This window comes from Acaryochloris sp. 'Moss Beach' (assembly GCF_021497025.1).
GTDB classification, from domain to species: Bacteria; Cyanobacteriota; Cyanobacteriia; order Thermosynechococcales; family Thermosynechococcaceae; genus Acaryochloris; species Acaryochloris marina_A.
The window spans coordinates 4344820-4365460 of sequence record NZ_CP071717.1 but is presented as its reverse complement, the minus strand read 5'-3'; the positions used below and the strand labels follow the sequence as shown (position 1 = coordinate 4365460).

The window sequence follows — 20641 nt, the reverse complement described above, 5'->3', positions numbered from 1 at the left end:
GTTAACTCTATGGATTCTTTTCGCAGTCTTACCGAACGACATCCCCTCTGGAGACATCCTTTTCTTGAGCAATGTCGGGCTGGAGAGCTGACATTGGCAGAAGTGCGTGTTTTAGCGGTTCAGATGTACAAATTTTCCCAAGCCTTTAATCGCATCCTGGCCAGCATTATGTCTTGTTGCCCCGATGAGAGTGCCCAGTTGGTGATTATGGAAAATCTCTTGGATGAAATGGGGCAGGGAAAATTGGCTCATGCTCATCCAGAATTATTCCGGCGCTTTACCCGTTCTTTAGGGATTGATGATGGGACGTTAGAACTGACGCCTCCTGAGCCAGAAACCCAGGCCATGATTGATACCTATCTTTCCCTATCCCATAAATATGGTTATTTAGCAGCGTTGGGAGCTGTTTGCTTTGCATCAGAGGGAATTGTGAATTCCCTATATACCCAAATTCGTCAAGGCATTGTCGGGGCATCCCCTTTTTCCTCGGAAGCGTTGATCTTTTTCGAAGTACATATTGATCTAGATGATGACCATGCGGCTCATTTGGAAGCGCTGATTGAACCCCGATTAAGGACGGTGGAAGACTCCATCTGTTTGGATCGTGCGATCAGGAAGGCGATGGATTCTCGACTGAAATTCTTTAATGGTATTCAGCGAGCTTCCGAAGCTGTGTCTTATGCTTGGGCCGCCTAAGGGTGTTCTTGCTTTGAGCAAGGTGTTGTATTTTGAAGCGCCTCACCCTATGAGGCTTCAAGATGTCTGGCAAATGCCAGGTGTGCCGATGATCAGCGCTGCTATCTGCCCCAACTCTTTAACCGCCCCTCTACGTCTCAATCGAATCCGATTGCCATTGTCATGCCACTTCTCACTTCTACGGGTCATATCGAAGACTTATCTTCGGTGATGATCAAGGCTAAGTCACAGCCTAGCTGGACTAGCACAGGCCTAGAAACCAATCCTCACTGGAAAATTACGCTCCCAGAGTCCATATTGTCCTCGGTTTTAGTGTTGAATCACTGGTTGGAGGCGAGGGGATATACCTGGCAGTCTCCTGAAGCAAGGGGGATGAAAATCCAGAATCTTGACCTGCTGGCGAATGTGATGCGCTATCACCTCACCCAAACCACGGGCGTTGTCTTACTGTCTGGGTTTAATGTTGCTGAATATGGCGAATCCGCTAGCCGACTTCTTTTGCTGCAACTGGGCTATGCCTTAGGGTCTGTTTTAGATAAACGTGGCCTGTTGTATGACGTCTGCGATCGCGGCCAGGATCACCGTCAAGCCAATGTGCTTTTTTCTAGTACCTGTACGTCTCCTGGGTACCATACGGACAGCACGGATGCGGACCTAATGCCAGGGGTTGTGTCTTTGCTTTGCCTGAAGACAGCTCGGGAAGGAGGTGTCAATCGTTTAGCGAATACCTTCACGGCCTATCAGCGACTGCTCCAATCTCAACCGGAGGTATTACGACGGCTTTGCCAGAATTTTATTCGCGACAAAATCATTGTTGGTGAAGTTGGCACTCGCTCCCACCTAGATCGATTACGGAACTCATTTCCTGTGTTTGAATGGGGGCACTGGTATCCAGGGTTAACCTGTCGGTATATGCGCTATTGGATAGATGCAGGACATGACAAAGCGGGATTGCCTCTATCAGATGAAGATCGGTTCGTTTTAGATCAATTTGAAGCGACCCTCAACCAAGAAGACCTAATGTATGAGCTTCAGCTCCAACCGGGCGATATGATTTTCCTTAATAATCATCTGATCGCTCATGATCGGACGGAGTATCTAGACTGGGAAGAGCCCGAAAAGAAACGGCATCTCGTTCGCATGTGGGTGGGGAACGATGCCCTTCAGAGTGATGCTCCCAAACCGGATGATATGCACTTGAGCCATATCTAAAGCTACTGTCTTGAGTTGGAGCAGGATGAATATCACGGAAAGTGGGAGTTCAGTACGATTCAATTCGTCTTTTTGCAGGGCGACTCATGGCGCCCTAAAATCTGTAGCTCAATCTAACTCTTTAAAGAAATCGGGGAAGTCGCGGCGACCACTCAAAACTCTAAGAACTTCGATACCATCATCCAAAAGCCTGTAAAAGATGATGTAATTCTCCAGAGAGAGTCCTCGAAGGTCTGGATGAATGGGGGCATAGCTTTTGCCACTATTCGGGAATGAGACAAGCTGTTGGCACTTACGATTAAAGGCAAGAAAGAATTTCTCACCCGCTTCAAGGTTATGTTCAGCAAAGTAGTCAGCAATTTCATTAAGGTCTTGGCTAGCAAGAATATTGATGACGTAGCGGCTCATGCCGAATTAGCCTGCTGAAATCGCTCTACAATCTCATTCACAAAAGTTTCGCCATCCACTGGAGGAGTATGCTGGGACGCTTCGATTGCTGCATCTATTTTCTGACGGACGTCTTCAACCCAGTCGTCATCAGATTGCTCATATTCATCTAGCAGCCGCAAAGCAAGTTCCAAAATTTCTTCGGCAGAGCGATATTTCCCAATTTGGAGCTTCGCTTGGATAAAACGCTCTTGATCTGGGGTAAGACTGATGTTCATAGGAAACCTCTATTCAGGTTCGTCAACGGTTAGCTGCTCCTTAAAGTACGCTTCTTAAATTGTAGACCGTGAAGATAATGAACATCTCTTCATTGGACCATAGGAACTGTAATAAGATTTGGGTTAAGGCGACACAAGTCCCCTCCTATCGTTCATTGCAGAGTCCTACAGGTTATGTTTCCCACCCATCGCCCGCGCCGTCTTCGCAACCATCCCCAATTGCGCCGCATGGTGCAAGAAACCGTTGTTACCACGAACGATCTGATTTATCCCCTGTTTGCCGTACCAGGTGAAGGTGTAGCCCAAGAAGTCTCATCCATGCCAGGGGTCTACCAACTGTCCATAGACAAGGTCGTAGAAGAAGCTAAACAAGTTTATGACCTGGGGATTCCCGCTGTGATTCTGTTTGGGATTCCGACCGAGAAAGATACTGACGCCACTGGAGCTTGGCACGATCACGGTATTGTCCAAAAGGCCTCAACCGCCGTCAAAGAAGCCGTGCCCGATCTGATGGTGATTGTGGACACCTGCCTGTGCGAATACACTCAGCATGGGCATTGTGGTTATTTAGAAACGGGGGATTTAACGGGCCGAGTTCTCAATGATCCGACCTTAGAATTGCTGAAGAAAACAGCCGTATCCCAAGCAAAAGCAGGGGCCGATATTATTGCCCCTTCCGGCATGATGGATGGATTTGTGCAAGCGATACGGGCTGGGCTAGACAAAGGCGGTTTTGAAGATATTCCGATTATGTCCTACGCCGCTAAGTATTCCTCCGCCTACTATGGGCCGTTTCGAGATGCGGCAGAATCCGCGCCTCAATTTGGCGATCGCAGAACGTATCAAATGGACCCCGCCAATTCCCGCGAAGCGATCAAGGAGATTGAACTAGATATCGCTGAAGGGGCAGATATGCTGATGGTGAAGCCTGCCCTGGCCTATATGGATATTATCTGGCAGGTGAAGCAAGCCTCCAACCTACCCGTGGCGGCCTACAACGTCTCCGGTGAATATTCGATGGTCAAAGCCGCTGCTTTAAACGGTTGGGTCGATGAAGAGAAACTTGTGATGGAAACCCTAATGAGCTTTAAGCGCTCGGGTGCCGATATGATTCTCACCTATCACGCCAAGGACGCGGCTCGCTGGTTAGCCTAGAACCTGATTTCAGATGATTTGGAGAAATGGCCTTTCCAGCAAAGGTCATTTTTTTGTCCAGGCGTGACTGAATTCGTGACTAAACTTACCAAACCATCAAAAACTGACGTTGCTGCCAAAGCATCAACACACCGCTCACCGCAATAAAGATAAAGGTGACTTGCTTAAACAAGTCATTACTCATGCGGCTAAGCACCCACTGCCCTAACCAATTGGCAGGAATTGCAGCAGCCCCAATCACCACCCCATAAATAACGTACTCTTTGCTCAAGGTTCCCAAGGAGGCATAGGCGCACAACTTGATTACGTGGGCCAGAATAATGTTGGCAGCTTTGGTCGCAACCATTGCTTCTTTCAATAGCCCGTAATTAATATAGGCCGGGTTCATGATCGGTCCGGTACTGCCAATTAAACCTGAAGCAAAGGAATTGCCAAATCCCAGGGGTAAAAATTGCCAGGTCTTGAGATTAAAGGTATTTTCCTGATTGCCAAACCAATAGTTTGCCACCATCAGCAGCAAAGCGATGCCGATAACGATCTGTAGCCCTTCTAAATTGATGTAGTTAAGGGTAAAAGCACCCAAGATAGAGCCAATAATTACTCCCGGTAACTGCCAAAGAGTCACTTCCCAATCAATATCTTGCCAAAAGTAAAACAGTCGCTGGATATTTCCTAACAACATCCCTGTCGTAATGACGGGAGCCACCGCCTGAGCGCCATACATAAAACTGACGAGGGGAATCAGTACTAAGGGGCTACCGCCGCCAGCCACCATGCTGACGAACCAAGATAGAAAGCTCACCATTCCCAAAACGATAAAGGGCATGGGGTTGAAGCCTTAAACGAACCGCAACCCGATTTTAACCCTTTATTAACTCTTGTTGCTGAAATATAGAAGCGTCACTGCTTAGCCAGCTAGGAAGACTGCTGCTCTATAAATTTAGCGACGGTTTGCACATCTTTATCTCCCCGACCAGAACAAGAAATGACAATTCGGGGACTGCCTTCTAACTGAGGACAGAGGGTTTCCAGATATGCGATCGCATGACTCGTTTCCAAAGCGGGAATAATCCCTTCCAACTCCGTTAGTCGCTGAAAAGCCGCGACGGCCTCCATATCCGTAACGCTGTAATATTCGCAGCGGCCACTATCTTTCAGGAAACTGTGCTCTGGTCCAACACCGGGATAGTCGAGTCCAGCACTAATGGAATGGGCTTCTAAAACCTGACCATCTTCATCTTGCAAGAGATAGCTCATGGCCCCATGCAGCACCCCAGCTTCTCCTTGGGTGAGCGTCGCCGCATGTTTGTCGGTATTGACACCAGCGCCAGCGGCCTCCACCCCAATCATGCGGATTTGAGTGTCGGGCACAAACTCATGGAATAGGCCCATGGCGTTAGACCCACCCCCCACGCAGGCCAGCAAAATATCGGGAGTGCCATTCCACTTTTCCTGACATTGCTGACGAGTCTCTTCGCCAATCACCGCGTGAAAGTCTCGCACCATCATTGGGTAGGGGTGAGGGCCAGCGACAGAACCCAAAATATAGTAGGTCGTTTCTACATTAGTGACCCAATCGCGAATCGCTTCAGAGGTGGCATCTTTCAGGGTACCTGTTCCCGCTTCTACGGGATGAACTTCTGCACCCAACAGCCGCATCCGAAACACGTTGAGGGCCTGACGCTCCATATCCTGGACCCCCATATAAATCACGCAGTCAAAGCCAAAGCGGGCACAGACGGTCGCTGTTGCCACCCCATGCTGTCCGGCTCCGGTTTCGGCAATGATCCGCTGTTTGCCCATGCGCTTGGCGAGCAAGGCTTGAGCTAGGGCATTGTTGATTTTATGGGCTCCTGTATGGTTGAGGTCTTCCCGCTTTAAATAGATCTGGGGACCACTGCCATCAGGACGGGCATAGTGGGCGGTAATTCGCTCTGCAAAATAAAGGGGGCTAGGCCGACCGACATAGTCTTTGAGCAATTGGCTCAATTCAGACTGAAAATCTGGATCGTTTCGGTATTGGGCTAGGGCTGACTCTAGTTCTGCTAGGACGGGCATCAGGGTCTCTGGGACGTACTTACCGCCGTAGGGACCAAAGCGACCTAGGGCATCTGGATATTGTTGTGCGCCAGAAGATTGGTCAGCGGAGGATAAGGGAGTAACAGCCACAATAAATACCCAAACAGATGGTCAGACACTCATTATAGAAAAAGATGGTGTGTTGCTGGATGATTTTTAGTTTGTATATCGACCCTCAGTACAGGACAAAAAACCTGTTGAAAACGGCGTTGTTGCATAAGTCGGATTCCCTGATGTGTAATGAGAGGGTCTCCAAAACTCGTTAAGTTCAGGGCCAGAAGTATGAAGCAGCAATACCGTGTCCGCAACTGGAGTGAGTACAACCTGGCCTTGAGACAAAGGGGTAGCCTGACCTTTTGGGTGAGCGAAGCATCCACAGAGCACTGGCTTAACACTAAACCTTCAGAGCAATTAGGGGCACCCAGAACCTACTCAGACGTTGCCATTATGAGCGTGGTCACGATAAAAAATCTGTTTCAGCTAGCGGGTCGTCAAGCGACTGGATTGCTCGCATCATTGTTTGAGTTGATGCGGTTGGAACTGCCCGTGCCAGACCACAGCACGGTTTTTCGGCGCATGGGGAAACTCGAGGTCACATTGCCGATTCTGAACAGGGAGCAAGCCCGTCATGTTGTGATTGATTCAACCGGGGTCAAAGTTTATGGAGAGGGCGAGTGGAAAGTCCGTCAACACGGGATTAGCAAACGTCGTACTTGGCGAAAACTCCATTTGGCTGTGGATGAAACCACTGGAGAAATCTTGGCCGCAGTTGTGAGCACCAATGACTGGGGGGATTCAGAGATCCTGCCGGACTTACTCGAGCAGATTGGCGGAGAGATTGAACAGGTTTCATCTGATGGGGCGTATGACACAAGCGGATGCTATGACACCATCACAGGGCGAGGAGCCCAGCCTGTAATCCCCCCGCGAAAAAATGCGGTGATTTGGCAGCATGGCAACTGTAAAGCACCACCACACCCGAGGGATGAAGCCTTACGCGCTATCCATAAACAGGGGCGCAAAAAGTGGAAACAGGAGTCTCATTATCACCGTCGGTCGTTATCCGAAACGACGATGTTTCGACATAAAACCGCTTTTGGAGGTAAAGTGCAGTCCCGTAAATTTGAAAATCAAGCGACAGAATTATTGTGTCAATGCGCGATGCTGAACCGAATGATTCAACTCGGTAAGCCTGTCAGTGTTCCAGTCGCTGCTTAATTCAACCTCAACAAGGGGGGATTGATGTCCACACTTCCACTTATGCAACAACGCCGTTGAAAACCATAGGATTAGCTTGTAGCCCTTGCACAGAAGGCGTTTCAATAACTTAAACTAAAATCCTTATGGCGTAAGGACTTCAAGGGTTTTGTCCTGTACTGAGATATCGACCTATCAATTCAGAGCCTCAGCAGGGTTTCAAATTCTAATCCCGGCTGTACAGCGAATTGCATAGATAGCTGCTTGGCCAAAATAGTCTTTGATCGTGGCCTATCTAGTTAAACCAGATTTAGACAGAGGGTTGACCAGTTTCAGTTATGTTGTTAACAAAGCTCATGAAATTCATGAAGATGCTTGACCAAAATTTTTCACACAGTTTTACTAGGCCCACCTACCATTTTTCCCCTGTAAGCTTTGCAGGGATTCCAGCAAAGTAGCATTCTGTATTTTGATAAAGCTTTGGTTTTTCTGACATTTATCGGTCCATGTCAGCAGAAGTTAGAACCTTACGAATAATCTGAGAAGACAGACGAACTCCTTCGACTGATGGGTGTGAGAATGAATCTCTATAAAGAATCTGACCATTTTTAGCACTGTAGGTGCATTGCTCTTCAGGGCAGAAAATATCAAAGATGTCTACTATACGTAGTTTTCCTTCTACCTCCAGTGAGACGAGAACTTTATTTAGTTTGTCACGGCGCAGAAGTGACTCATTTCTATTAGGCATTTTGCAAGAATTGTCAAACGGAGAGAACCACTGCTTTGCTGAGGTTACAGGGTTACATTTTGCTTCACGTGCGAAAGGATTTCCGTGTAGAATTGCCAATCGGATGTCTTTGGCCGAGAGTTTCTTAGAAAGTACTTCAAGTCCACTCTCTAACCGGTTCAAATGACCCTTGGTTTCCGATGTTCGATCCTTGGGTGAAAAACTAGACATATCATTGATAAGAAATACCCAGTCACCAGGTTTCAGGCGATTGATAAGTGAAGGCACAACGCTGTCCCAGTAGTAATCGTTTGTTTTATTGAAACGGCCTTGGTTAGGTATTTCTTTTACAGGAGATGCTCCAAGCGCAGATGCAATTGTGACTGAATATCTGTCTAACACCACCATGTCATCAAATGCTTGAGTAAATGCTGCCGAAAAGGAGTTTCCAAGAACTAGAATTCTTCTCTTGGCGCTAGAGAAGTTGCCCAGTGTGCAGTTCTCAACAGCAATTTTCTTGCCGACTTGCGAATTATTGGAGAGGACACATTCGTCACCTCTCCAAATTGAATTAGTCTCTTTTAGAGAGTATGGATCTGTCAGAGAAGAAACTCCTACTGCCACCAGGGATGGGATATGCCCTGTATATAAGGACAAGTTGGGTGTCTTATCAAGAGCAAAGATCAAACCCGCAGTAGTGGCAGAGGTACTTATTCCATAGCCAATGGACTTCCAATGCATAGTAGACCAACTTAAGTGGCGAAAGGGGGTTTCGACATACCGATAGGAGGCGATAGATAGTATCAGAATGAAGGCAATTTGGAATGGTACTAACCACCAGTGAATGCCAATTGTCCAACGGCTTAAGGACAAAACACCCCAGTGCCAAAGATATAGAGAGTATGAAATTCGGCCAAGATAAACCACTTTTTGGTGAGTAAATAGTTTGCATGCAGCAGTTCCTGAGCGAAGACAATTAATTAAGATCACTGTAAGTACTACAACGGCAACAGTAGCTTCCACAGCAAAATAGAGGGGGGCAAACAAAACTGCACAAACTGCACCAGTAGCTATCAAAGGTGGCAGGTTTTCAAGAGCACGAAAATGCTTCAAGTTCAAAAACAACAGGCAACCAGCACCCAATTCCCATAGACGGGTAGGCATTAAAAAGTAGGCAGCGGGCTGATTGACTTGATAGATATAGACAAAAGCAATCAAGGAAGCAACCGATAGAGCCCCTATCACCCAGTGCAAATTTCTTGCTCCCTTTGCAGCTAGACGACCAAACCCAGTGAACCAAGCTAGAAATGGGTATAGGAAGTAGAACTGTCCTTCCACACCTAGGGACCAAGTGTGGGTAAAAACATTTAGCTCTGTGGAATCGGAAAAGTAATCTGTGGACTGCTTTTGCAGGAAAATATTAGAAAAACCAAGTAGAGAGGTGATGCCAGTCTGAAGCGAAAAACTTGGGTTGGGATTAAAGAGACATATGAGAATGCTAGTTATGAAGACAAACATCACCAGCACAGGAATTAAGCGTTTGATTCGCCTGGAATAGAACCCCACCAAAAAGTCGTAGAAGTTCTTGCTGGGACGACATGCTAGCGAAGAAGTGATAACAAATCCAGAAATAACGAAAAAAATGTCAACGCCTAAATACCCACTTGGCAGAAGATCTTTATTGAAGTGGTTGATGATGACTGCGATTACCGCAAATGCTCTTACACCATCGAGTTCTGGTCTATAGGAAGACTGTTGTACTGGAGATGTAGAACTCATTGTTTATGGTGCTTTTCTTAGTTTTAGTTTTAGCATTCATTGGGTTACCATAATGTACCCAGATGCAGCATGTGATTGTTTGCAAGAGATAATCTTGGGCAATAATTTGTCTATATCTAAATCTTGATATTTAAAAAATTTTTTGAGTAGAGGAGGTCATAATAACGAAAATGTGGAATTGATACCTTGAAAGATTTCACACGACTCAAAGCCCATTAGTTAAAACTGGTGTTTTCTATCTAACTCTACTAATCCTGATTGATTCAGTTCCAGAGCATGGAAGAAGTTGAGGACAACATCACAGTAAAACTAGGGTCATCACTATTTCTTCCAGACTGTTGACGAGACAGGCTGCGATTGTTAGCCGTAGAATCGGACCACACGTTGGGGTGAGCCAGCCCTTTCTTCTAGGAAGAATGCTAGCATTGTCATACAACCTTATGACATCTATGCCATGCGCATTAACGCCCGACTTGATGATGAATATGCCTTAAAACTGAATTACCTTCAGCGGCAGACCGAAAAAAGTGTCACAGAGATTATCAAATTGGCACTAGATGCGTATTACCAAGAATATGCCCAGCAACATCCCATCGATCTATTAACTGAAAGTGGATTTATTGGGTGTGGAGAGGCCGAAAGCAACCTATCGACCCATTACAAATTGGACTATGCCGATAGCCTAGAAGAAAAATATGGCTTAACGCAGTGATTATTGTCGATACAGGATTTTGGCTAGCTTTAGCCAACCGACAAGACAGTTATCACTCCCCAGCGATTCAAGCGTTAACCCAAGTTCAAGAACCCCTGATTACCACCTGGCCAGTCGTCACAGAAACCTGCCATTTTCTGCTGAAGCGTTTAGGGGCCTCGGCTCAAGAACGGTTGATTCTCAACTTGTCTCAAGAAGCATTCATTGTCTTTGAGCTGACCCTTGCCCATAGCGCACGAATACACGAACTCACTTGCCAATATCGAAATTTGCCCATGGACCTAGCTGATGCCTCTCTCGTGGTTTTGGCAGAGCATCTTGGACATGGCCGAATTTTGTCCGTTGATGAGCGTGACTTCAACACCTATCGCTGGAAAAATACGCATCCTTTTGAGAATCTACTGCTTAGAACGATCTGAAATGTAGGTCTTACAAAGCTTTGAGAAGATTCCCGCTTGACTGCAACGCCTCAGAACGCTGTTTGCTTTTACGCTATCTGCCATTGTGCAACAAACTTGAACTGCTCCAATGTGGGACAAAAAAATTGCATTAAATCCTGTACTTCGATTTCAATCAGGTTTCATATTCGTCGCAATGTTCCTCTAGCTCTTACCGAGGGGAATACTAAGGGACTAAGAGATTACATGCCAGCAATGTGGTTGTTGAAAGCTGACTATAAATGAGCGCCGGCCCAACAATAAACCTGTCCATAAGAGATTTGTAAGTATCGAGATATTGAAAGATGGAACTCTCTAACCCTGTAGCTTCAAAGCTTAAAGTAGATAAGCCTGTACAGACTTCTAACCCCAAGCCTGACGAGATGCAGGATGCAGTACAGACTATTCCCCCGATTGAAGATGCAGTGAGTCTTCTGGAAAGTACTCATGAATTAGAACCAACTCATGAGTTAGAATCCACTGATGATTTGGATGCGAGACTGGCAGAGGGTCGCCGTAGCAGGGCCAAGACGTTTAGCAAAGTCACCAACTTATTCAATAAGATATTCGCTGAATAATATTGGGGGTATTTGACGCCGATTTACCCAAATGCTCCTTCTTCAGCAATTCCAGGGGGATGCCCAGTAGCGTTTGGATGATTATCCTTCAGTTTCAGCTTCTACCTCTCGCATAGACGAAGTAATGATTGGATGAGGGGTCGATAGACGCCATCTTTGGGCTACCGCTGAGGGTGAAAACCTATGCTCAGTGGGCATCATAAGTAAAAGTACTGAAGTTACAAAAGCCTTACTTCCCCTGCAAAAAAATTGTAGGGGATTTCTTTATTCCAATTCCCCATGTTTAGGGCTCCACCACCGTCCTTTACTTTGAAAATAGACAGCATCCTTATGCTTCTTGTTAGCTCTGGCTTTGGGATCTGAGCACCGAAGCATTTGCTTGGCCTGCCCTTCCTTTTGGTATTGGTAAATCTCCATTTTCTGGTTACAGGCCGGACAAGGATAATCAGTGAGTTCTGCAGGCTGATCAGACTTTGCCTGGGGAACTTGCCAATTCTTATCCCTATCGGACCAGAACATTACCAGACCTCGACCATCGTCCGCTGTGCAGCCGTTTTCACATTTGAGGAAATACTTCTTCTTTACCTTTTGGCTGGGCACTTTGGACATGGGTTGACTGCAACCCAGACATTTGGTTCTAGACTTTTGCAAGTCTTTACCCCCATAGCTGCTAGTAGGTGCAGGTAAATCTTTCAATGCCTTAGCTAAGGCCGGAGCAAAATAACTGCGGTTCCAGTCGATCAGATAGTTTTGCCATTCCTGATTCCCTTGTGCGATCGCATCCAAGGAACTCTCCATCTGGGCCGTAAACTTAGCCTCCAATAGCTCCGGTAACGCACCCTCCATAAACTGATCCACCTCCATGCCAATCTGGGTGGGCTGGAGTTTGCCCTTGACGAGATCAACATAACCTCGGGCCTTAATGGTCTTGATGGTGGGGGCATAGGTGGACGGTCTACCAATCCCCTTTTTCTCCATTAGCTGGACGAGCTTGGGTTCACTGTAGCGAGCGGGGGGCTGGGTTTGCTTCTGCTGAGAAGCGGCTTGGGCTAGGGTAAGGGACTGTTGGGGCTGTAGAGTGGGCAGTTCCGTATCGGCTTTAATGTCCTTCCAGTATTTCGAGTAGCCCTTGAACTCAACAAGATTACCCTTGGCCTTCCATTGAACCTCGCCAGACTGGCTGATGACGATGGTTTTACGGATCTGAGCAGGTTTGCATTGGGAGGCTAAAGCTCGGGTCCAAATCAACACGTATAGTTTGAACTGATCATCCGGGAGGGATTGCTTCAGTTCAGCGGAGGGTTTAAAAATATCCGTCGGGCGAATCGCTTCATGGCCCTCCTGAGTTTGCTTGCCCCCTTTTTGCTTAGCGACTGTTTTAGGGACATTGTCTACGTCATTTTGCTCTAGCCATTTTTTGGCCGCACCGCAGTAGTCCGAGGATAAAATGACTGAATCTGTGCGCATATAGGTGATCAGACCTGCTTCATAGAGCTTTTGGGCCACCTGCATGGTTTGCTCGGGGCTGAACTTGAGGCGTGATCCGGCGGCTTGTTGGAGAGCAGAGGTGGTAAAGGGGGCAGGGGGCTTTTTTGGGGTGATTTTCCCCTCGATGGAAAGGATTTGGTGGGGATTGCTTTGGGCAATTTCCACCAAGGAATCAGCTGCTGCCTGGGAGGTGACTCGGGTCGATTCTTCAGTTTTGGCTTCTGCACCAGAATCTTCAATAGTCGTATCGTCCGCATCGTTTGTTGAAGTGCTGCCGTGGTAAAACCCTTTGAATCCTTCGGCATACTCCACAAACACCGACCAATAGTCTTGAGGCACAAAGACTTGAATCTCGCGTTCACGCTGACAAATCAGGTGCAGGGTCGCGGACTGGACTCGGCCAACGGATTTCGCGCCGTTGTTCAAGCGCCAGACCAGGGGAGACCCCCGATAGCCCACGAGCTTATCCAGGCAATCTCGACAGCGACCGGCCTCCACCAAATCCATATCCAAGGACTTGGGATGGGCAATGGCCTGCTGCACGGCTCGTTCCGTAATTTCTTGATAGACCACGCGCTTCGGTTTCTTAATCCCCAGCACCTGGGCAATATGCCACCCGATTACCTCCCCCTCTCGGTCCGGGTCGCTGGCAATAAAAATCTCGTCGGCCTGTTTGGCAGCGATTTTGAGATCGGCGATGGTCTTTTTGGCCCGGTCGTCTCGCGGTTCATAACTACAGGTGATGTGGCCATTCTGCACCTCAAACCCTAGGTTACCCGTGCCCGTATTGGCGAGCTGTCTGATATGGCCTACGGAGGCCCGGACATTCCAGCCTGCACCTAGAATCGATCTCAGCTTCTTGATTTTTCCGGGGGATTCGACGATCAGTAGGCGAGGCATGTTCAGTTCTCTAGTGATGCGTGAATAACTGACGCAGTCTTAATGGGGATTTATTTAGGGGGACTGGATTGGAAGATTATAGTACATTTGTTTTTGTTTTCGCGAGGGGTATGGAGGGTGCGATCGCAAATCTAATGCCTCTTGGCAACAAAGATGACGAGACAATAATCACCCTAGATTATTCGCTGGCTCTAAAGTTGATTTGATTAGCCCCATGAGGTAGCCGGAGTCTATATCGGTTAGGCGTTATCAGCAAATTCCCGACAAGCATAGGTAGAGAAATATCCCATCTTTCGGATCAATGACATAGATGATTTGGATCTTGCCTAAAGCCAAAAGCTGATCCCACCCATGAAAAAACGGATGGCATCCAAAAGATAAGCCACCCGTTGATTTGTAGGTATTGAATGTAATTGAAATTTAATAGAAAGTCGATGAGCCGTTGGTCTCCTCATCGTACCTGAGACTATAAGGACATTTTGGATGCTAGCTCCATGAACTAAGCCACCTTGTTCAAATGAATATGCTTGCGACCAACCGTGATTTCAAATTCATCTCCAGGCTCTAATTCCAAAGCTTTGGTATAAGTACGTCCCACTAAAATATTACCGTTGGACTGCACACTAACCTTATAACTGGCTTTGCGCCCACCTCGACCATCTCCATCAGAGGAATGCCGATCTAAATTCACTCCTTCTGCATCCAACAGAGCATTGAGGAAGGCCATCACTTTAATTCGTTCTGAGCCGTCTGACTCATTAGACGTATATCCACAGGCTTTGGCTTTCTCTTCACGGGTCAAGTCACTCAGTTGTTTGACCTTCGTAATTAACGCCTCACCTGTTATGGGCTTAGTTTGCTTACTTTTCCTAGCCATAAATCAATGAATCTCTCTATAAATATCACCTGAATGTATTAATACTGCCATATTTTTTTTGAGTTATGATCAATAAAGAATTAAGAAAATCAGCACAGATTGAAGTTGTTTACTATGTATTTCTGGAAAACAATCAGAATCAAACAACGCCTGAGATTATTAATAATTAGTTCCCAGATTTACGCATTTCCTTTTTCTTGCTCTCGATCCCTAGGTCTTTGAGTTCTACTAGCCCTATATAAACTCAAATTTGTGAAAATCATGGGAATAGTTTAGAAGCCGTTATTTTCTCCCATGTCACAAGTTGTAACCTGCAAGACATAAACGCATCATAGGTAAAAACACATGCCTTCCTCAGCCAATAATATTCCTGTGATCCGATCTTGAGAACTAGCCCTGCTCTCCATCATTACCAATATTTAGATTGAGTATGGAGTGATAAAAATGGTAGGAAATAGGATCCTCAATTTCCTGCTTGTAAGGGATTGGAATGTTAGCTTTTTGAGTTAAAAATATGGTCCTCACAAATCCAGTGGGAGTGCCAGGATATCCCCCCTTGATTTATAGCGATCATAGATTTTTGATATCAATAGCCCATGTCAGGAGGCAATTGAGAGGGCTATTTTGAGATAAAACTTGAATGCTTCCAATCATCAACACTTCTGAATGTAACCTACCAGAATATGCATCGAGCAATCTGCTATTTCAAACCTGATTTTCTGAATATTCCCAATTCAAATGATGTGGACTCACATCAGATACGTTCGATAGGTACGTTCTGATCAACCCACCTTGTCTAAACTGACTTGCCATCTTTAGCAACAATCTGTTGTCCTTATTGGCGAAGAAGCACGATATACTCCGTGGGTGTTGACTCCCTAGGACAAGGACATGATCGCGGTAGCAATTTTGGCAGCGGGTAAAGGCACACGCATGAGGTCGAACCTGCCCAAGGTACTACATCAGTTAGGGGGTAAGAGTCTAGTTGAGCGGGTATTAAGCAGCACCCAAAACCTCTCTCCATCTCGCCAGATCGTGATTGTGGGCTATGCTGCTGATCAAGTGCGGACGGAGATGCAAGCCTGGCCCAACTTAGAATTTGTGGAACAAACGGAGCAATTAGGAACCGGCCATGCCGTCCAGCAAGTGCTGCCTGTGATGCAAGGCTTTGAAGGAGACTTGCTTGTTCTCAATGGCGATGTCCCCTTGCTCCGACCCGGGACCCTGCAAAAAATGCTGGCAACCCATCAAGAACATCAGAATGCGGCGACCATTTTGACAGCTCAACTTCCCAATCCCAAGGGGTACGGTCGGGTCTTTTGTGATGCTCAAATGCATTTGCAGGAAATTATTGAAGATCGAGACTGTACGCCTGCTCAGCGTCAAAATCAACGGATCAATGCGGGGGTCTATTGTTTTCGTTGGTCGGCTTTAGCCGAAGTGTTGCCCAATCTCAAAGCCGAAAATGACCAGAAAGAATATTACCTAACCGATGCTGTTAACTACCTAGACCCAGTAATGGTTCTGGATGTCGATGATTATCAAGAAATTCTGGGCATTAACGATCGCAAACAATTAACGACCGCCTACACAATTTTGCAAGATCGGATTAAGGATGATTGGCTAGCCGCAGGGGTAACCATCGTAGACCCAGATAGCATTACCATCGATGAAGCAGTCGAATTGGGGACCGACGTGATTATCGAACCCCAAACCCACCTACGGGGCAATACCAAAATTGATACCGGTAGCCGTATCGGTCCTGGAAGTTTGATCGAGAATAGCCAGATTGGTGCAAATGTTCAGATCCTTTATTCCGTTATCTCAGATAGCCGAGTGGGCAGTAACTCACGGATAGGGCCATACACACATCTACGCGGTAATGTGCAGATTGGCGAAAAATGCCGGGTCGGTAATTTTGTCGAAATGAAAAAAACGACGATTGGCGATCGCACCAACGTTGCCCACCTGTCTTATCTAGGGGATGCAACGTTGGGAACCCAGGTCAATATTGGCGCAGGTACGATTACTGCCAACTATGACGGAGTGAACAAACACCTGACTCAGATTGGCGATCGCACTAAAACTGGTGCAAACAGCGTCCTAGTGGCTCCAATTACGCTAGGGAAGGATGTTACCGTTGCAGCAGGCTCCACTATTACTAAGAATGTCGGCGATGATGCCCTGGTCGTAGCTCGTCAACGGCAAAGTGTTTTCCCAGGATGGCGACCTATTTCCTCTAGACAGACGTAAAAATCATGCGTTAGTCCACAATTTACAGGGCACTCTAAACTGGGGCAGATTGATTTTCTCAAAAAATGTCGTTTTTTGACTGAATTTCCCCCATGCTCTGTTCTGTGGTGGATCATCTCTCATGCTCTCCGTGTTGGCAACGCTATGTTTAGGCTGTCAAACTGACCTCAATACTCCAGAGGTTCAGGAGTTATCGATCACTGACCCTCCTGTGATTCAGCAGCCGTTATTGTTTGCAGGCCCCTATGGGTTGAATCCCAGTTTGCATCAGCCTATTGTTCAATCTGGTCGTTCTCAGCAAAAGCCAACGAGTCCCCAGCATTCTACCCAGCCTTTTCCGCCATTACCGGCCATTACTCCTACCAGCCAGTCTCAAGCAGGCCCCAAAGGCGGAGCTACGTTTCCTACTGATGTGAATATCCCCACAGGGACGGGGGGAGTTCCACCCTTTGAAGATTCTCAGCCATATTCTCCAGCTCCAGTCCCTCCCAACTCCCCTCTACTCATCATCAGTCCGGCTGCCCGGCCCTCAGGCCCTGGTCCTCGGCAAACAGAAGTCCCTAATCTCCCTTCATCACCAGATGATTTTCAGGGAGGGGCTGTGACGCCTACTGACAAACCTCCTACCTATAGTCCAGCTGCTCGCCCTTCAGGTCCAGCGCCTCGGCCAAAAGATATTCCTCCTCGCTCCTCACCAGATGATTTTCAGGGAGGGGCTGCAACACCTACAGATAGACTTCCCGTCTATAGTCCAGCGACTCGCCCTTCAGGTCCAACGAATATCCCAGTACTCCCCTCTTCCTCTTCCCCCCAAGATTCTGTCGAGGGAGGTGCTGCAACGCCTGTTGATAGAGTTCCTACATCTAGTCCAACGGCCCGTCCTTCCGGTCCCGTTCCTCGGAATCTACCTTCCTCTACTCCACTCAATAATTCTGTTGAAGGAGGCGCTGCAACGCCCGCTGAGCAGACGCCTAATTCTAGCCCTGCTGTCCGTCCATCAGGGCCGCCACCGCTAGCGCCACTAAGGTCCCAACCTACTGTGCCAGAAGCCTCTAGGAACAACCTGTCCCCTACCTCTATCCCCCGTTTCCGATCGGTTCCCTCACCCCCCCCACAGCAAAAATATTTCACCTACCTCTCAGCCTGTTCTTGTGCAAGATACACCTAAAGTTCCTGCACAAACGACCGCTCAATCTCCTACGGTGCCTGCAGATATACCGATTCAACAGCCTAAAATTACGCCTCAAAATCGGTTACCAGCTGACTTAACCCCGATTGGAGCCGCTGATGATCCACAGGTATCTTTTATTGTCTTAGAGAATTCAACGACTGACTTCAAGCTTGATTTCGATGAATTTGGCAAAGAAAACTTAAAAATTGAAGAAGTGGTTACGTTCCGAGTTCGGAATGGAGATGTTGTCACGTTTACAACAGGGATGAATACCTATAGCCAGGATGGTCAGGAACCCGTCAAAAATATTCCACTAATTTTAGGGTGGGAGACTGAGGTCGGAGAGGTTTCCATCAATGTGGCAGCGGGTGCCGAAGTATTTAACCGTTTAGCTCCTCAACCTACGTTTAAGGTGGGAGCGAAGACGTCCCTGTTTGGCCAAGTCCTAGTCTCTGGAGAGGTCGAGCATGGCCCCTATAAATTCAACACCACGACTTTAGAAAATGACATTAGCTATTGGCGGATTCGTCCGAGTGTCTTTTGGCAAATTGATAGTAAAACCACATTCTTTGGGCTGTTACAAGCTGGATTCTTCAGTGATGGTAACCAAGAAATCCAGTCTTTCAGCCGCTTAGAGCGAAAAATAGGGCCATTTTCTGTCGCAGCTAACGTATTTACCTGGAATTTTGCGGAAGACTTAGAAGCCGAGAGTGGTTATTTTTCCCCCCTAGGCTTTTTACTCTATAACGCTGAAGTGGGTTGGAAAGGGAAAATTTTTGATCCTTTAACCTGCCAATTTGCTGCCTCCATTGGTAACCAAGTCGTTAATGGGGGTAAGAGTACCGGTCGAGGGCTACAAGCAAAATGTACAGCGTCTTTGGCTGAGAATGTAGAGCTTGATTTTGGTTATGTTCTCACCAACATTATTTCGAGTGGGTCTGGGGCCAGTAATAGCCATATCTTTTCTGGACAATTGAGAATAGATTTTTAGTTTTTTTAAGAGTGTTAAACCGATTGTTAAGTTGGGAATTCTAGAGCAGGCAAGTCTCTTTTAACGAAAGAAAGTTCATCTTAATTGATTGTTATTGATATTTTTTTTCTAGTTTTCAAGAATCAGGAATACTTTCTCTAGGCGATTGTCCTAGCTATCAATCAATATTGTCTAATTACTGACTATTGCAGTCATTATTCCAAGTGGGAGCAGTCATGAATTCTAATTTCGAAATGCCACCTAAAAAACTTGCTTTTCTCACCTATTTAGGTGGTGTAGTGACAGCTGTCGCTGCGATCGCAGGTTTAGAAATGCTATCGGGTAATCTTTCCCAAAAAAAAATCAACTAAAGATTCTGCCCCTACCACCACGGCTACCGCCCCCCAGCTCAACTACATCTGCCCCAGACAAAGCGAAACCTAAAGCTAAGCATGAAAAGCCTGATTCCCGCTCTATTAAATTTCCAGGCGACCGGGTGAGTCAATCAGAAATTGCAAAGACGACAACGCCCTATGTCCCAGCTCATGTCGGTAAACTCTCCCCTGCTGAGCTAAAGGTCGCCAAGCAAGCCTGGAGCTATTTTGAGACCAATATTAATCCAGAAACAGGCTTGGCTAATTCGGTTGATCAATTTCAATCGGTGACCCTTTGGGATCAAAGTGCGGCAATGGCGGCTCTGGTCAGTGCTAGAGAATTGGACTTGGTTTCGGAAAAAGAATTCAAAGCGACCATGAGCAAGATGCTGACCACCCTTGCCAAGCTGGAATTGTATAAAGGGGAGCTGCCAAATAAGGTCTACAATTCCCAGAACCTAATGCCGGTGAATTATGGTTCCCTAGATAAGCGGGAAGAGATTGGCTGGTCAGCGATTGACCTGGGTCGAATTGCCCTATGGCTAAAAATTATTGCCGCCAAATATCCCGAGTTTGAACCCCAAACCACAGCAGTGTGGAAAGCCTGGGATGTCAAACGGTTGACAAAAGGTGGCCAAATGTATGGCACCAGTATCAAAGATGGTCAAGAGCAATATAACCAAGAAGGACGCTTAGGGTACGAAGATTATGCGGCCTATGGCTTGAAACTCTGGGGGCTTAATGTTGATAAAGCGTTAGATTACAACAACAAATCGGCCTTCGTTGAACTCTATGGCCACAGCATTCCTTTTGATGTGCGCGATCGCGAAAATTCGGAAGCGAATAACTATGTTTTAAGTGAGCCTTTTTTCCTCGATGGCATCGAAACAGGATTCAAAGCGCTCCCTAAAGCTTATGCAGACCGGATGCTCGCCGCCCAAGAAGCCCGCTACAAAGCCACTAAGCAATTAACGGCTATCACTGAAGATAATTTGGATCGAGAACCCTATTTTGTTTACAACACCTTATATGTGAATGGTAAACCCTGGGCAACGATTAGTGATACCGGAGAAAATTATAATCATCTCCGCTTTGTGAGTACCAAAGCTGCGATCGGTTGGCATGTTCTTTACAACACGGATTACACCAAAAAGTTATTTGCTTTTGTGCAAGAAAAAGTTGGTTCGAAAAAAGGTTGGTACAGTGGTTTTTATGAAACCTTAGATGAGCCTAATGCCGTATTGACAGCTAATAACAATGGCATTATCTTAGAGTGCTTATTATTCAAGAAGGTTGGCAAACCTCTAGCTGTTTGGGCTGGTGTTTCTGAGCTAGGTACCTAATAGGATTTAGCCCTATTCACCTGCTCAC

19 protein-coding genes are annotated in these 20641 nt (G+C 46.7%); 12 read left to right on the top strand and 7 right to left on the bottom strand.

The genetic code is table 11. The annotated features are described in order from the left end of the window. Window positions 1-9: 9 nt before the first annotated feature. Both HRE53_RS20595 and HRE53_RS20590 read left to right on the top strand, forming a co-directional pair. Window positions 10-696, top strand: coding sequence for a TenA family transcriptional regulator (locus HRE53_RS20595; RefSeq protein WP_235107757.1), 687 nt, complete (start codon window positions 10-12; stop codon window positions 694-696). Window positions 697-858: 162 nt separating this feature from the next. Continuing rightward, window positions 859-1908, top strand: coding sequence for a TauD/TfdA family dioxygenase (locus tag HRE53_RS20590; RefSeq protein WP_235107756.1), 1050 nt, complete (start codon window positions 859-861; stop codon window positions 1906-1908). A gap of 108 nt (window positions 1909-2016) precedes the next feature. Here HRE53_RS20590 and HRE53_RS20585 read toward each other — a convergent pair whose 3' ends face one another. Together HRE53_RS20585 and HRE53_RS20580 are read right to left on the bottom strand one after the other, a co-directional pair. Next, window positions 2017-2316 carry a type II toxin-antitoxin system RelE/ParE family toxin gene (locus HRE53_RS20585; RefSeq protein ID WP_235107755.1) on the bottom strand — a complete coding sequence of 100 codons (300 nt, stop codon included), beginning with the start codon at window positions 2314-2316 and terminating at the stop codon, window positions 2017-2019. Then, the gene (locus HRE53_RS20580) at window positions 2313-2573 is read right to left on the bottom strand and encodes a type II toxin-antitoxin system ParD family antitoxin (protein WP_212665089.1); all 261 of its coding nucleotides are present in this window, start codon (window positions 2571-2573) and stop codon (window positions 2313-2315) included. Before HRE53_RS20580 ends, HRE53_RS20585 begins: the two co-directional genes overlap by 4 nt. A gap of 174 nt (window positions 2574-2747) precedes the next feature. On the opposite strand from HRE53_RS20580, the gene hemB reads away from it, so the two are divergent. Further along, on the top strand, window positions 2748-3728 hold the full coding sequence (hemB, locus tag HRE53_RS20575; RefSeq protein ID WP_235107754.1) for a porphobilinogen synthase: 981 nt from the start codon (window positions 2748-2750) through the stop codon (window positions 3726-3728). Between the two features lie 85 nt (window positions 3729-3813). Here the strand turns inward: hemB and HRE53_RS20570 are convergent, their stop codons facing one another. Both HRE53_RS20570 and trpB read right to left on the bottom strand, forming a co-directional pair. After that, complete coding sequence (locus HRE53_RS20570) at window positions 3814-4554, bottom strand: sulfite exporter TauE/SafE family protein (RefSeq protein WP_235107753.1); 741 nt, start codon at window positions 4552-4554, stop codon at window positions 3814-3816. Between the two features lie 89 nt (window positions 4555-4643). Continuing rightward, window positions 4644-5897 (bottom strand): tryptophan synthase subunit beta, encoded by a 1254-nt coding sequence (gene trpB, locus HRE53_RS20565; protein ID WP_235107752.1) that lies wholly within the window; start codon window positions 5895-5897, stop codon window positions 4644-4646. Window positions 5898-6089: 192 nt separating this feature from the next. Here trpB and HRE53_RS20560 point away from each other — a divergent pair, with 192 nt between their 5' ends. Next, window positions 6090-7025 (top strand): IS5 family transposase, encoded by a 936-nt coding sequence (locus HRE53_RS20560; protein ID WP_235107751.1) that lies wholly within the window; start codon window positions 6090-6092, stop codon window positions 7023-7025. A 475-nt stretch (window positions 7026-7500) separates the two neighbouring features. Here the strand turns inward: HRE53_RS20560 and HRE53_RS20555 are convergent, their stop codons facing one another. Further along, window positions 7501-9510, bottom strand: coding sequence for an acyltransferase family protein (locus tag HRE53_RS20555; protein ID WP_235107750.1), 2010 nt, complete (start codon window positions 9508-9510; stop codon window positions 7501-7503). 454 nt (window positions 9511-9964) lie between these two features. Between HRE53_RS20555 and HRE53_RS20550 the strand changes: the two genes are divergently transcribed. The 3 genes from HRE53_RS20550 (at window position 9965) to HRE53_RS20540 (ending at window position 11237) form a co-directional block, all read left to right on the top strand. Continuing rightward, window positions 9965-10222 carry a ribbon-helix-helix domain-containing protein gene (locus HRE53_RS20550; protein WP_235107749.1) on the top strand — a complete coding sequence of 86 codons (258 nt, stop codon included), beginning with the start codon at window positions 9965-9967 and terminating at the stop codon, window positions 10220-10222. Then, complete coding sequence (locus HRE53_RS20545) at window positions 10219-10641, top strand: type II toxin-antitoxin system VapC family toxin (protein ID WP_235107748.1); 423 nt, start codon at window positions 10219-10221, stop codon at window positions 10639-10641. Before HRE53_RS20550 ends, HRE53_RS20545 begins: the two co-directional genes overlap by 4 nt. 323 nt (window positions 10642-10964) lie before the next feature. After that, window positions 10965-11237: a hypothetical protein gene (locus tag HRE53_RS20540; RefSeq protein ID WP_235107747.1), complete on the top strand. Its 273-nt coding sequence runs from the start codon at window positions 10965-10967 to the stop codon at window positions 11235-11237. A 264-nt stretch (window positions 11238-11501) separates the two neighbouring features. Here HRE53_RS20540 and topA read toward each other — a convergent pair whose 3' ends face one another. Further along, window positions 11502-13625, bottom strand: a complete 2124-nt coding sequence (topA, locus tag HRE53_RS20535; RefSeq protein WP_235107746.1) for a type I DNA topoisomerase — start codon at window positions 13623-13625, stop codon at window positions 11502-11504. A gap of 499 nt (window positions 13626-14124) precedes the next feature. Further along, window positions 14125-14502, bottom strand: a complete 378-nt coding sequence (locus tag HRE53_RS20530) for an AbrB family transcriptional regulator (protein ID WP_212665080.1) — start codon at window positions 14500-14502, stop codon at window positions 14125-14127. Between the two features lie 891 nt (window positions 14503-15393). Here HRE53_RS20530 and glmU point away from each other — a divergent pair. The 5 genes from glmU to HRE53_RS20510 all read left to right on the top strand — a co-directional run bounded on the left by glmU (window position 15394) and on the right by HRE53_RS20510 (window position 20613). Further along, window positions 15394-16755, top strand: coding sequence for a bifunctional UDP-N-acetylglucosamine diphosphorylase/glucosamine-1-phosphate N-acetyltransferase GlmU (gene glmU / locus HRE53_RS20525; protein WP_212665079.1), 1362 nt, complete (start codon window positions 15394-15396; stop codon window positions 16753-16755). 121 nt (window positions 16756-16876) lie between these two features. Further along, window positions 16877-17923, top strand: coding sequence for a hypothetical protein (locus HRE53_RS20520; protein ID WP_235107745.1), 1047 nt, complete (start codon window positions 16877-16879; stop codon window positions 17921-17923). Beyond that, window positions 17907-18917, top strand: coding sequence for a hypothetical protein (locus HRE53_RS20515; RefSeq protein ID WP_235107744.1), 1011 nt, complete (start codon window positions 17907-17909; stop codon window positions 18915-18917). Before HRE53_RS20520 ends, HRE53_RS20515 begins: the two co-directional genes overlap by 17 nt. Before the next feature lie 215 nt (window positions 18918-19132). After that, a complete protein-coding gene (locus HRE53_RS34510; RefSeq protein WP_255800804.1) occupies window positions 19133-19267 on the top strand; it encodes a hypothetical protein in 135 nt (44 codons plus the stop codon). Window positions 19268-19392: 125 nt separating this feature from the next. Then, the gene (locus tag HRE53_RS20510) at window positions 19393-20613 is read left to right on the top strand and encodes a DUF3131 domain-containing protein (RefSeq protein ID WP_235107743.1); all 1221 of its coding nucleotides are present in this window, start codon (window positions 19393-19395) and stop codon (window positions 20611-20613) included. Window positions 20614-20641: the final 28 nt, after the last annotated feature.

Excerpts from the sequence above, each read along its gene's own strand:
- HRE53_RS20555 (WP_235107750.1), bottom strand. The coding sequence starts at position 9,510 with ATGAGTTCTACATCTCCAGTACAACAGTCTTCCTATAGACCAGAACTC.
- HRE53_RS20585 (WP_235107755.1), bottom strand. The coding sequence starts at position 2,316 with ATGAGCCGCTACGTCATCAATATTCTTGCTAGCCAAGACCTTAATGAA.
- HRE53_RS20595 (WP_235107757.1), top strand. The coding sequence starts at position 10 with ATGGATTCTTTTCGCAGTCTTACCGAACGACATCCCCTCTGGAGACAT.
- HRE53_RS20540 (WP_235107747.1), top strand. The coding sequence starts at position 10,965 with ATGGAACTCTCTAACCCTGTAGCTTCAAAGCTTAAAGTAGATAAGCCT.
- HRE53_RS20530 (WP_212665080.1), bottom strand. The coding sequence starts at position 14,502 with ATGGCTAGGAAAAGTAAGCAAACTAAGCCCATAACAGGTGAGGCGTTA.
- HRE53_RS20580 (WP_212665089.1), bottom strand. The coding sequence starts at position 2,573 with ATGAACATCAGTCTTACCCCAGATCAAGAGCGTTTTATCCAAGCGAAG.
- hemB (WP_235107754.1), top strand. The coding sequence starts at position 2,748 with ATGTTTCCCACCCATCGCCCGCGCCGTCTTCGCAACCATCCCCAATTG.
- HRE53_RS20550 (WP_235107749.1), top strand. The coding sequence starts at position 9,965 with ATGCGCATTAACGCCCGACTTGATGATGAATATGCCTTAAAACTGAAT.
- HRE53_RS20560 (WP_235107751.1), top strand. The coding sequence starts at position 6,090 with ATGAAGCAGCAATACCGTGTCCGCAACTGGAGTGAGTACAACCTGGCC.
- HRE53_RS34510 (WP_255800804.1), top strand. The coding sequence starts at position 19,133 with ATGAATTCTAATTTCGAAATGCCACCTAAAAAACTTGCTTTTCTCACC.
- HRE53_RS20520 (WP_235107745.1), top strand. The coding sequence starts at position 16,877 with ATGCTCTCCGTGTTGGCAACGCTATGTTTAGGCTGTCAAACTGACCTC.
- topA (WP_235107746.1), bottom strand. The coding sequence starts at position 13,625 with ATGCCTCGCCTACTGATCGTCGAATCCCCCGGAAAAATCAAGAAGCTG.
- HRE53_RS20590 (WP_235107756.1), top strand. The coding sequence starts at position 859 with ATGCCACTTCTCACTTCTACGGGTCATATCGAAGACTTATCTTCGGTG.
- glmU (WP_212665079.1), top strand. The coding sequence starts at position 15,394 with ATGATCGCGGTAGCAATTTTGGCAGCGGGTAAAGGCACACGCATGAGG.
- HRE53_RS20570 (WP_235107753.1), bottom strand. The coding sequence starts at position 4,554 with ATGCCCTTTATCGTTTTGGGAATGGTGAGCTTTCTATCTTGGTTCGTC.